This is a genomic window from Bordetella tumbae, assembly GCF_965139195.1.
GTDB lineage: Bacteria > Pseudomonadota > Gammaproteobacteria > Burkholderiales > Burkholderiaceae_B > Bordetella_A > Bordetella_A tumbae.
In genome coordinates this window covers 204406-215559 of record NZ_CBCSJH010000006.1, presented here as the reverse complement: position 1 = coordinate 215559, position 11154 = coordinate 204406, and the positions used below count along the sequence as shown (strand labels likewise).

12 protein-coding genes and 1 pseudogene are annotated in these 11154 nt (G+C 60.6%); 7 read left to right on the top strand and 6 right to left on the bottom strand.

The genetic code is table 11. The features are described 5' to 3' along the window. Window positions 1-308: 308 nt before the first annotated feature. A complete protein-coding gene (gene galU, locus ACNA0J_RS10235) occupies window positions 309-1148 on the bottom strand; it encodes a UTP--glucose-1-phosphate uridylyltransferase GalU (RefSeq protein WP_415818755.1) in 840 nt (279 codons plus the stop codon). A 69-nt stretch (window positions 1149-1217) separates the two neighbouring features. On the opposite strand from galU, the gene ACNA0J_RS10230 reads away from it, so the two are divergent. Then, on the top strand, window positions 1218-2732 hold the full coding sequence (locus ACNA0J_RS10230; RefSeq protein ID WP_415818754.1) for a M48 family metalloprotease: 1515 nt from the start codon (window positions 1218-1220) through the stop codon (window positions 2730-2732). A gap of 71 nt (window positions 2733-2803) precedes the next feature. Here the strand turns inward: ACNA0J_RS10230 and ACNA0J_RS10225 are convergent, their stop codons facing one another. The 4 genes and pseudogenes from ACNA0J_RS10225 to ACNA0J_RS10210 form a co-directional block, all read right to left on the bottom strand. After that, window positions 2804-3904, bottom strand: a complete 1101-nt coding sequence (locus ACNA0J_RS10225) for a YheT family hydrolase (protein WP_415818753.1) — start codon at window positions 3902-3904, stop codon at window positions 2804-2806. Window positions 3905-3918: 14 nt separating this feature from the next. Further along, window positions 3919-4341 (bottom strand): YybH family protein, encoded by a 423-nt coding sequence (locus ACNA0J_RS10220; RefSeq protein WP_415818752.1) that lies wholly within the window; start codon window positions 4339-4341, stop codon window positions 3919-3921. Between the two features lie 40 nt (window positions 4342-4381). Beyond that, complete coding sequence (locus ACNA0J_RS10215) at window positions 4382-4594, bottom strand: zinc-finger domain-containing protein (protein WP_415818751.1); 213 nt, start codon at window positions 4592-4594, stop codon at window positions 4382-4384. An 82-nt stretch (window positions 4595-4676) separates the two neighbouring features. After that, a pseudogene (locus tag ACNA0J_RS10210) lies at window positions 4677-4778 on the bottom strand (branched chain amino acid aminotransferase); the annotation flags it as partial. 208 nt (window positions 4779-4986) lie between these two features. On the opposite strand from ACNA0J_RS10210, the gene ACNA0J_RS10205 reads away from it, so the two are divergent. The 3 genes from ACNA0J_RS10205 to ACNA0J_RS10195 all read left to right on the top strand — a co-directional run bounded on the left by ACNA0J_RS10205 (window position 4987) and on the right by ACNA0J_RS10195 (window position 7614). Continuing rightward, the gene (locus ACNA0J_RS10205; RefSeq protein WP_415818758.1) at window positions 4987-5694 is read left to right on the top strand and encodes an AzlC family ABC transporter permease; all 708 of its coding nucleotides are present in this window, start codon (window positions 4987-4989) and stop codon (window positions 5692-5694) included. Beyond that, a complete protein-coding gene (locus ACNA0J_RS10200; RefSeq protein WP_415818750.1) occupies window positions 5691-6026 on the top strand; it encodes an AzlD domain-containing protein in 336 nt (111 codons plus the stop codon). The genes ACNA0J_RS10205 and ACNA0J_RS10200 overlap by 4 nt, the downstream gene beginning before the upstream one ends. 148 nt (window positions 6027-6174) lie before the next feature. Further along, window positions 6175-7614, top strand: a complete 1440-nt coding sequence (locus ACNA0J_RS10195; protein ID WP_415818748.1) for a DEAD/DEAH box helicase — start codon at window positions 6175-6177, stop codon at window positions 7612-7614. Between the two features lie 318 nt (window positions 7615-7932). Here the strand turns inward: ACNA0J_RS10195 and ACNA0J_RS10190 are convergent, their stop codons facing one another. Further along, window positions 7933-8319, bottom strand: a complete 387-nt coding sequence (locus ACNA0J_RS10190) for a thioredoxin family protein (protein ID WP_415818746.1) — start codon at window positions 8317-8319, stop codon at window positions 7933-7935. A gap of 65 nt (window positions 8320-8384) precedes the next feature. Between ACNA0J_RS10190 and ACNA0J_RS10185 the strand changes: the two genes are divergently transcribed. The 3 genes from ACNA0J_RS10185 (at window position 8385) to ACNA0J_RS10175 (ending at window position 11141) form a co-directional block, all read left to right on the top strand. Beyond that, entirely contained in the window at window positions 8385-9188 is an 804-nt protein-coding gene (locus ACNA0J_RS10185) for an EI24 domain-containing protein (protein ID WP_415818744.1), read from the top strand. 75 nt (window positions 9189-9263) lie between these two features. Further along, window positions 9264-10061, top strand: coding sequence for a competence/damage-inducible protein A (locus ACNA0J_RS10180; RefSeq protein WP_415818742.1), 798 nt, complete (start codon window positions 9264-9266; stop codon window positions 10059-10061). A 210-nt stretch (window positions 10062-10271) separates the two neighbouring features. Then, on the top strand, window positions 10272-11141 hold the full coding sequence (locus tag ACNA0J_RS10175; RefSeq protein ID WP_415818740.1) for an IclR family transcriptional regulator: 870 nt from the start codon (window positions 10272-10274) through the stop codon (window positions 11139-11141). Window positions 11142-11154: the final 13 nt, after the last annotated feature.

The following is an 11154-nucleotide window of genomic DNA, read 5'->3' as shown; positions in this document are numbered from 1 at the left end:
CCACTAATGCCCTCAGCCAACGAGCATCCGTGGCCTGCCTTCCTTGTGAGCCGGTGTGCCGCGTGCGTAGGCTGCGCCGGCCCGTTGAGCGGCGGGCAGTCCCCGAAGGGGACCTCGGCGCCTGGTCTNGCGCCGAGCCGCTGCGATAGGGCCGGCATGGCTTTCAGGCACCCGGCAGGAACGTCTTAACAGAGACGCTCTCGGCAAGCAGAAGCAGAAGCAGAAAATCCCCTAACAGAGGCACTCCCGGCAAGCAAAAGCCCAAACAATCCCCCTCAATCAGCCAACTCACCGGCAGAAGGGGACTGCTATTCCCCCGTCAACCCATGATACTTCCGCCCCAACGCCACCGTAGCCTGAAACATCCCCGCCTTGCTCCCGCAGTCATACCGCTGCCCTTCATATCGATGCGCCCAGACCGGAGACTCGCTCAGCATTGACGCAATACCATCAGTCAGCTGAATTTCATTATTTGCACCAGCCTGCGTCGCCCTGAGATGAGCAAAGATCTCCGCCTCGAGCACATAGCGCCCCACCACCGCAAGCGTCGATGGCGCCTCCTCCGGCGTGGGCTTCTCGACAATGCGCGTAATCCGAGCCGTGCGGTGACCCCGCATATGGGTCTCCACGATGCCATATCTGCTGGTCTCTGACCGAGGAACATCCTGCACAGCCACCACACTGGCATTCTGGGCATAGGCCGTGTCGATGAGCTGCTTCAAAACCGGCGTCTCCGCATCGATCAGGTCGTCGGCCAGTAGTACCGCAAAAGGCTCATTGCCCACCGCCGGCGCGGCCGTAAGCACCGCATGACCCAGGCCCAGCGGCGCCGATTGGCGGATATAGAGGCAGTTGATATGGGCCGGCAAAATACCTCGCACCGTGTCCAGCAGCTCGTCTTTACCCTTGCGCTCCAGCGCGGTCTCCAGCTCGGGAGCCGAATCGAAATGGTCTTCGATCGCGCGTTTATTGCGGCCTGTAACGAAAATCAAATCTGTGATTCCCGCGGCCAATGCTTCTTCTACAGCGTACTGAATCAATGGTTTGTCGACGACAGGCAACATTTCTTTGGGCATTGCCTTGGTGGCCGGCAGAAAACGCGTACCCATTCCCGCAACTGGGAATACGGCCTTGCGAATCGGGCGCATGAGAGAGAACCTCAATAGAAAATTAAATGATCTGCCAAAACTTTTGCTGGCGATCGCTATCATATTGCCATGAACCGCAGCTATTCGATAATTTCGACATCAATTGTGAAGCGCTGCCTGGCCGGCGCCCTCAGCCTGAGCTTGGCCGTGCCTTTTGCGCCTGCCGTCGCTCAGCCTGTGGGTCTGCCCTCCATGGGCGCGGCGTCGTCGGCAGACTTGTCGCCCGCGCTGGAGCGCCAGCTCGGCGAGGCGATCATGGCGCAGGGCCGGCGCGATCCTACCTATATCAATGATCCCGAGGTCACTCAATATCTGACGACCATGGGGCGCAAGCTGGCGTCCTTTGCCCCTGGGGCAGTGCCTGACGTCGAAATGTTTGGCGTGCGAGACCCTCAAATCAACGCATTTGCCATGCCTGGCGGGTTCATCGGCGTCAACAGCGGCCTGATTGTCGAGTCTACCAGCGAGGCCGAACTGGCGTCGGTGCTGGCCCACGAAATCGGACACGTCGTACAGCGCCATATTGCGCGCGGCATGACGCAGCAGAACCAGAGTGGTGTCGTCATGATGGCCAGCCTGGCCGCGGCATTACTGGCTGCGCTGGCCGGCGGAGGCGGTAACCTGGCCATGGGGGTAGCCGCATTCGGGCAGGCCGCTGCGATCAATCAACAGCTGGGTTTTTCGCGCGATGCGGAGCGCGAGGCCGATCGGGCGGGATTTGTCATGCTGACCAAGGCAGGTTACGACCCCCAGGGCATGGTGCGCATGTTTTCGCGCCTGATGGGCGCCTCCCGCTTGAATGAAGGCATGGGCGGCGGTGCCTGGGCCAGTACCCACCCCTTGTCGATCGAGCGGATGTCCGACGTACAGAATCGGGCTCGCAGCGTGCCCTCCGAAAACTACGCGGATAGTGATGATTACTGGTACATCCGGGCAAAGATGCGGGTGATCCAGGGACGTGATGCAGTCAGTTTGCGCACGGCGAATCAAGTCTTGCAGGATGAGGCCACCAGACTGACCGGTGTGAGGCAGTCGGCGGCGAATTATGGTCTGGCCATGCAGGCGTTTCAGCGTAATAACCTGGATGACGCCCAGAATTTTCTCAATCAGGCCGAAGCCGGCGGGCGCAGCGCGCCGCAGCTGGCGCGGCTCGGTATCGACCTCGCCGCGGCCAAGAAAGACAATGCGCAAGCCTTGCAACTGGCGTCTGCCGCCGTCAAACGTTGGCCGCAACAACGCGCGCTAGGCATCGCCTACGCCCAGGCATTGCAGGGGGCGGGCCGCCATGCGGATGCGCAGGCCTATTTGCGCCAACGCATCAATCAGTGGGGCGATGACGAGCCTGGCCTGTATCAGATGTTGGCATACAGCGAGGAACGCAACGGCCAACCTGTGCAGGCGCGCCGCGATATGGCCCGATACTATGTGTTGACCGGGGCCTACGCCTCGGCCGAGTCTCAACTGCAACAGGCCCGTGGCATGTCCAAGGATTTCTACGAGCAATCGCAAATCGATGTACAGATTCGAGAGGTCAAGGATCGCTTGGCCGAAGAGCGCGATCTGCTGGAGCGATTCAAGAGCTGATTGCGCGGGGCGTGTCTGATAGTCCCGAGGGGAATCGATAGTTTAGAAAATTCGATTCCGCTTGGGTGAACTCACTGCCCCGTTTCAAAAAAACGTCCCAGCCGTTGCGGCAGCCATCCCAGGTGTGCCGGAAAGGCGCCCGTCGGAAAGCCGGCATGGCCGCCTTCGGCGGGTTGATGCAACAACACCTGATTCGAGCATTCACGGGGCATAGGCAGCGCACTTTCCGGCAGGAAAGGATCATTGCGCGCGTTCAATACCAAAGTGGGAACGGCAATACTGGCCAGCCAAGGCTTGCTGGAGGCGCGAGTCCAATAATCCAGGGCATTGCGAAACCCATGCATGGGTGCCGTGTACGCGTCATCGAAATCGCGCAAATCGCGCGCATGTGCGATACGCATGACGTCGATGGCGCCTGGAAAGCGCCTGGCCTTTTCCAGGACCTTGTGTTTCATGGTCTTGAGAAAATAGGCGCTATAGACCCGGCGGTTGAACATGCCGCGGGACAAGGCAGTGCCGCCCGCGACCAGATCCAGCGGGACCGAGACGCCAGCACACGCCGCGAGCCAGGATACCTGGTCTTGCTGCTCGCCCAGAAATTTCAATAGGGCATTGCCCCCCAGCGATACCCCGACAGCGTGCCAGCGCGCATGCGGAATGCGCGCGCGGACCGTGTCCAGCATGAAACCGACTTCGGCCGAATCCCCTGAATAATAGGCCCGTGCCAAGCGGTTCGGTGTGCCGGAGCAACCCCGAAAATGCGCAATGGCCACGATCCAGCCCCGCGCCCGGAAATGATGCGCAATGGATTGTGCGTAGCGGCTGGTGCTGCCGCCCTCCAGCCCGTGAAACAACAGTAACGCCGGCGTGTCGGGCGTTTGCGGCAAAGACCGCCAATCTGCGTCCGTCATCCAGCGCGCAGCTGCGGTCTTGCCCGGCACCACGGGCGCGGCATTGGCGATGGGTTGACCGTCTGCGCTCTTATGGGGAAATAGCCCCGGGCCGGTCCAGTCAATATCGATAAAGTCGGTATCGGGCGTGTCTACACGCTGCCTGACAAAGGCAATGCTGTGGTGTTGTGCGAGCAGTGCCGCATAGATCGTCTGACTATGGCGGTCAGGCAACCAGGCCGGAACTGGGCAGGGCGAGGTGTCGAGTCGGGCAATGGACACGCGAACTATCCGCCTTAATGCAGTCGGTCGGGTACGTCGTGCAGATCCAGTACCCCTGCATCGGCGGGCGCCGGCGAGGCATGGTGCACGACCATGCGCCAACCGGTTGGGCCTTTGTGATAGATGTTGGTGGCGTAGCAGTGAGCGTATTGCGTGCCCCCGCGCGTGCGGACCGACACCTGCTCCACTAACGTATGTACCGAACACATCATGCTTTGCATGATCTGGGGCCGCAGCGGCCGGATATGCAGGGGCCCGGCAGCCAATGTCTGTTGCCAGGAATCATGCACGGCCGTATGGCCGACCGCACGCAAGCCACCTGGATGAATACAGATGATTTCTTCGTCGTCCGCCCAGATCTGCATGAGGCGGGCGGTATCGGCTTGCTCGAGCGCTTCGTAGAACGCTTGTTCGGCTTCTTCTGGCGTGGCGAACATGGGGGCGGTGGTTGGACTGGCAGGTGAGGGCGGTGGGAACTCAGTGACCGTGGACGACCGTACCGGGCTTGAGCCGGTACTCGGCGCCACAGTACGCACAGCGAGCCGAGCCGGTGTGCGTCACATCGAGGAAAACGCGAGGATGCATGCTCCAGAGCGGGGCTTTCGGGCCGGGGCAATAGACGGGCAGGTCTTCGGCTCCGACTTCGATGGTTTCGTGTGCAGGCGCGGCGGCAGGGGCGGCAGCGGTCATTGTTTTTCCTGAAAAAAAGAGATGCTAAAGGTGTGAGGCTTCAGACTGGAGTCAGCCCGTGCGCATGGTGGGGATCGCGTCCGCCGTAATGCAGGGAACGCGTCAGAACCTGTGCCGTGGCGTCACGCCACGCGACAAGTTTGCCGTCGTACCAGATGAAACCGTCGCGATCTGCCATCGACATGGTGTTCCCCTTTCAAGTGGCGCCTATTGTATCAAGCAGCAGAGGTACAATGCCGCGTTTCAGTGCCAAGCTTGTTGCTGCCTGCAACTTGGCGTCGCGCCGCACAGGCTGGCGTGCGTGAGTTTGTCTTTGATGAGTTCCATGCCGTTCAGTTCCATTCGCCGGGGGGCACGCAGTGCCTGTTGATTCCGCCAACGATCTTCGACAGATCAGGCAGGAGCGCATTACGGCGTTCCGCCAAGGGATACGGGCCATCGTCCCGGCGCTGATCGCCACGGGCACGTGGGGGATGGTGACAGGCGTCGCCATGGTGAAATCCGGCTTGACCGAGTCCATGGCCCTGGCCATGACGCTGCTGTTATATGCTGGATCGGCGCAACTGACGTCTTTGCCGCTGATCGCCGCCGGCGCCCCTTTGTGGCTGATTTTCATGGCAGGCTGCGTGGTGAATTTGCGCTTTATTATTTTCGGCGCCGCTTTGCACCCGTATTTCCGGCACTTGTCCTGGCCACGGCGGTTGGGTTTGGGATATTTCACGACCGATATGGGGTTTGTGCTGTTCATGCCTCGCTATGGCGACGCTGCCGAGCGCGGCACACGTGAACAGCTCTGGTTTTTCCTCGGCACGATTGTGCCGGGCTGGATCGTGTGGCAATCATCGTCCATCGTCGGTATCTATCTGGGCGGCATGGTGCCCTCAAACTGGTCGCTCGATTTCGCGGCGGTGTTGGCGCTGCTGGCGATTACGATTCCTTTGGCGAACTCCAAGCCGATGCTGATCTCGATGCTGGCGGCGGGATTGGTGGCCTGGGTGGGGCAGTTGTTCCCGTTGCGCCTGGGTTTGGCTGCCGCGGTGATCTGTGGAATCGTGGCCGGCATGCTGGCTGAGCGGTTTGTCCAAAAGGGGCGAGCATGACCTTCTGGCCGTCCGATATTTACGTGTATTCCGCCATTTTGTTGTTGGCGTTTTGCAGCGTGCTGACCCGGGCGGGCTTCATGCTGTTCGGCGATTACATTCCCTTGCCGGATGGGGTGCGGCGCGCGTTGCGCTATGCGCCGGCGGCTGCATTGACGGCCATTCTCGTCCCCGATTTGCTGCCCTGGAAGGCCGATACCGGCCCGGCTTTTGACTATAGGCTGGTGGCCGCGATGGTAGGCATCATCGTTTTCCTGCGCAGCCGCAGCGCGGTGCTGGTCATCGTGGCCGGGATGGTCACCTTGTGGGGCTTGCGCTGGCTTGCCGGCTGAGGCGATACGGGCGTGCATGGCTCCGATATGGGCATTAATGTCTGGTAGTATGCTCGGTTGCGCTAAAATAAAGTTATCCACAGCAATCCGGGCATAGCAGCACCTCTCGTTTTGTTCTTTTTTGTAGCCCCGGCATCTGCCCATCCTGATGACTGACTCTACCCATTCCGCAGCCCCTACCTCCGACGCTTCTATCCCGACTTTTGCCGAGTTCGGGCTGCATCCCCAACTGCTTCAGTCAGTTGCCGACACCGGATACACCACGCCTACGCCGATTCAGGCCCAGGCGTTGCCGGCCGTCATTGCTGGACGCGATGTCATGGGGGCGGCCCAGACCGGTACGGGCAAGACCGCGGCGTTCACGCTGCCGATTTTGCACCGCCTGATGCCGCTGGCCAATACCAGTGCTTCGCCGGCGCGCCACCCTGTCAGAGCTCTGATTTTGGCCCCCACCCGCGAGCTGGCCGACCAGGTCTACGAGAGTGTCAAACGGTACAGCAAGCACACGCCGTTGCGTTCAGCGGTCGTTTTTGGAGGCGTCGATATCGGGCCTCAAAAAGACGCGCTGCGCCGCGGTTGCGAGGTGCTGGTCGCGACGCCGGGCCGCTTGCTGGATCACGTCGAGCAAAAAACCGTCAATCTCAGCCAAGTCGGCATTCTGGTCCTGGACGAAGCGGACCGCATGTTGGACATGGGCTTTTTGCCGGATCTGGACCGCATCGTCCGTTTGCTGCCCGCGCAGCGGCAGGGCCTGCTGTTTTCGGCGACTTTCAGCAACGAAATCCGCAAGCTGGGTCGGTCTTATCTGAATCAGCCGGTCGAAATCGAGGTTGCGGCGCGTAATGCCACGGCCGACACTGTGACCCAGATTGCCTACGAGATGCCCAGTGACGCCAAGCGCGCTGCGGTGGTGCATCTGGTCAAATCGCGTGGCCTGAAGCAGGTCATCGTGTTTTCGAATACCAAGATCGGCACGGCTCGCTTGGCCCGCGAGTTGGAACGCGACGGTGTGCGTGCCGAGTCTATCCATGGCGACAAGAGCCAGGCTGATCGCATGAAGGCCCTTGAGGCCTTTAAATCCGGTGAGCTCGAGGTTCTCGTGGCGACGGACGTGGCTGCGCGTGGCCTGGATGTGGCGGGGGTTCCCTGCGTCATCAACTATGACCTGCCGCACAATGCCGAGGATTATGTACACCGTATCGGCCGTACGGGCCGTGCGGGCGCCTCGGGCGAGGCTATTGCCTTGTTCACGCCGGATGAGGTGCGTTATTTGCAGGACATCGAAAAACTGACCAAACGTCAGGTGCCTCGAGGCAAGCTCGATGTTCCTCAGGAACTGGTGGTACGGAGCCACACGCGCGACAGCCATCCCCGCAGTCGCGATCGTCGTGGGAATTCCTCGTCCTCTTCCTATACGTCGCCGCGTCAACCGGTCGACGATTTCTTCTACAAGCCCTATCAGCCTTCGGCGGCGCCTTTACAGGCGGGAGAGTCAAAGTCTGAATCGCGAACCAACACGCCGAAACGTCAAGTGGGTGTGCTGTTGGGGGGCGGTGGGCGCAAGGCTGACGATAACGGCGCTGCCTGATTGCTGCTGTATTGGCGGCCGGCGGGTTTTCTACTTTGCTTGCCGTCGATATGTTGCTGTTTAGGTGTTCTTGCCTGGCGGTAGCTGGGTGTTTGCTCGCCGTCGGTGTCTCTATTTAGACGTCCCAGCCGGGTGCCAGAAGGCCGCACCGGNCCTATCNNCGCGACTCGGCCCATGAGCAGGGGCCTCGGCCCGCTGCGCGGGCTGGGATCGCGCCTCAACGGGCCGGTGCGGCCTTCTGGCACCCGGCTGGGACTCGCATTAGTGGCATGCATCCGTCTTTAGGGAGGCACGCGTTTGCTCTTGGTCCGTTCTTAGCTATTCCCGCAATAACGCTATTACGTCGGGTAATTGCGTGGGTACCGTCGGGCTGTCGGGTGTGAGGCTTTCTAGCAGGCGTTCCAGGTGGCCGATGTGCGGCAGCATGGGGCCGTAGAACAAGGTTCGTGATCCTCGTTGTACTAGCAGCGTGGGGAAGTTTTCGACATCTTCGTCGCCTAGCAGGTCGGGATGGTCCTCGATGTCGATCCAGGCGTAGATACGCTCGGGCTGGCTGTCGGACAGGGCGGCCAGCTTGGGGCGGTATTGCGTGCAGGTGTCGCACCAGGCGGCACAGAAACAGGCGATGAGCCAGGTCTCGTCTGTGCCTGATTGCAGGGCAGTGCGCAGGGCAGGGGTGTCGGGTCCGGGTACGAGCAAAGGCATGGCAATGAAAGCGAAGCGTGTTTGAGACTATGATACCCGGCATGTTTATTTAACGGGTTCGCGACATGATTCCTCCTCGCCCCGAGTCTGCTGTCTCGTCTTCTGTTCGTACTGCCGCCGTAGGCACCGCAGGGGTTGCCCAGGCGTTCAAACGCGCCCTGGTATCGCAATGCCATCCCAATATGCTGTTCGCGATACTGCTGCCTTTTTTGATCGCCTTGTTGGGGGCCTTGCTGCTGTTGTGGCTGTTTTGGACGCCGCTGACTGACTGGCTGGATATGCAGGCGTCGCAATGGCAGTTTATTAACGATGCGGATGCCTGGTTGATCGGTATCGGCCTGTTTTCACTCAAGCTGTATCTGGTCCCGGTTATTGCGGTCGTGATTTTGCTGCCGGTCTCCGGGATTTTAGGCTTGGCCATCGCGGCGATCTTTGTGATGCCGCTGGTGCTGCGGCACGTGAGTGCACGCGAGTACGTGGGGGTCTCTCGCCAGGGCCGCAATGCCACCGCGTATAGCGTGTGGAACGCTATCTGGGTCAGCTGCGTGTTTGCGGCAGGCTGGTTGCTGACGTTGCCATTTTGGTTGATTCCTCCTGTGGGGGTGGTGCTGTCGGTGTTCTGGTGGGCTTTTGCGTTCTCGCGCATGATGCGGGTCGACGCGATTGTGGAGCACGCCAGCCCCCAAGAGCGCCGCATTTTGCTCGAGCGTCACAACCTCGGGTTCTGGACGATAGGCCTGATTTGCGCGTTGCTGAATCTGCTGCCTCCGGCCTGGATCATATTGCCTGTGTATGCCGGATTGGTGAACGCCCATTATGGGTTGGAAGCCCTGCGGCGTTTGCGTGATGAGCGGGTCATCGAGGCCTGATCCTGCTGCAGCTATTCCCTTGATGCTTTTCCTTTTTCTCCCCGGCGTTCATGCCGAGGTTTTTCGAGGCGACTAATGACTCAATCCTCTTCTGCCTCTCGTCGCATTCGCCTGATTGTCGTGGGCGACGAGATTCTGTCCGGCCGTCGCCAGGACAAGCATTTCGCGAAAGTCGTCGAGTTGTTGTCCGCGCGCGGCATGCGATTGTCGGGAGCGGAGTTTCTGCCTGACGATCGCGAGACGCTGACGGCCGCGTTGCGCCGCAGTTTTGCATCGGGTGACATCGTGCTGTCTTGCGGCGGTATCGGCGCAACGCCCGATGATCATACGCGGCAGGCGGCTGCGGCGGCGCTGGATCTGCCTTTGGCACTGCACCCCGAGGCGGAGGCGGCGATTACGCAGCGCGTGGCGGAAATGGCGGCCGAGGGGAAAGCACCCACTGATATGGCTGCCGAGGAAAATCAGCAACGCTTGCAAATGGGGATGTTTCCCGAGGGCTGTGAAATCGTGCCCAATCCCTATAACCGGATTCCCGGTTTTTTCATTCGCGAGCATACTTTTTTGCCAGGATTTCCCATCATGGCTTGGCCGATGCTCGAATGGACGCTGGATACCCGCTATCAGGCGTTGCATCACGCTCAGGCGCATGTGGAGCATTCATTCCTGGCCTTTGGCTTGCCCGAATCCCGTATCGCCCCGGTGATGCAGGCTCTGCAACTGCGCTGGACCGGCGTGACTGCGTTCAGCCTGCCCAGTGTCGGCGAAGCGCCGCATCTGGAACTGGGCGTCAAGGGGAACCCCGACGAGGCGGCCGAGGCGCTCGCGTACCTGCGTGAAGAAGTCTTGCGCCTGGGCGGGAGACTGTCTCCCTAGGGAGACAGTCTGGAGCGGAATGCACGGCCGCTATCAGGCGGCTGTTCCCCCTGCGTGTGCCGGCGTCTGACCGGCTACCGTACAGGGGAGTTGCCAAAAGCCGCTCAAAATTTCACAATACGGGAAAGATGTTGATGCTGCGCTGCCGCATTAATATATGCCCAGGGGCTGTTTTTCGCCGCCCCGCCTCTCTGGACTGTGACTACTGCCATGTCTGTTATTGCGTCGGGTTCCGATAGCGAACGGCCTTCGGGTCAGTCGCCCATTGCTATTCAAGTCATTGAGCGCGCCATGCGCCTGCTCGATGCGCTGGCTGCGCATTCGGATCCTGTCACATTAAAAGAGCTCTCTGCGACAACGGGTTTGCATGCATCCACTGCGCATCGGATTCTGAACGACCTGGTGGTGGGGCGCTACGTCGAACGCGTGGACAACGGTTTGTACCAGCTGGGTATGCGCTTGCTGGAGCTCGGGTCTCTCGTCAAAGGCCGTCTGAATGTCCGCGAGGCGGCGATTTCGCAGATGCGTTCGTTGCACAAACTGACCGGCCAGACCATCAACCTGTCGGTCCAGCAAGGCGACGAGATCGTTTATATCGACCGCGCATGGAGCGAACGCTCGGGAATGCAGGTGGTGCGTGCCATTGGCGGGCGTGCGCCCTTGCATCTGACCTCCACCGGCAAACTCTTTCTGTCGACCATCGACAACCGGCAGGTGCGTGCGTATGCATTGCGCACGGGTCTGGCGGGTCATACCCGCAACAGTCTCACGGATATTGACCGTCTGGAACGTGAGCTGGCACTGGTGCGGCGTCATGGCTATGCCCGCGATAATGAAGAACTCGAACTCGGCGTGCGATGTATTGCCGCCGGTATTTTTGACGATACCGGCAAATTGGTCGCCGGCCTGTCGATTTCCGCGCCTGCTGAGCGTTTGCAGGACGAGTGGATTCAGCTGTTGGTCGAATCCGCCCGCACGATTTCCGAGGCACTGGGCTATGAACCCGTGGTGGCCGCCAGCGCCAACGGGAGTGGCAATGCCCTGGGCAAGGGGCTATCGCCGCATCTGGCGCGCCTATAGACGTTGCGCGGCG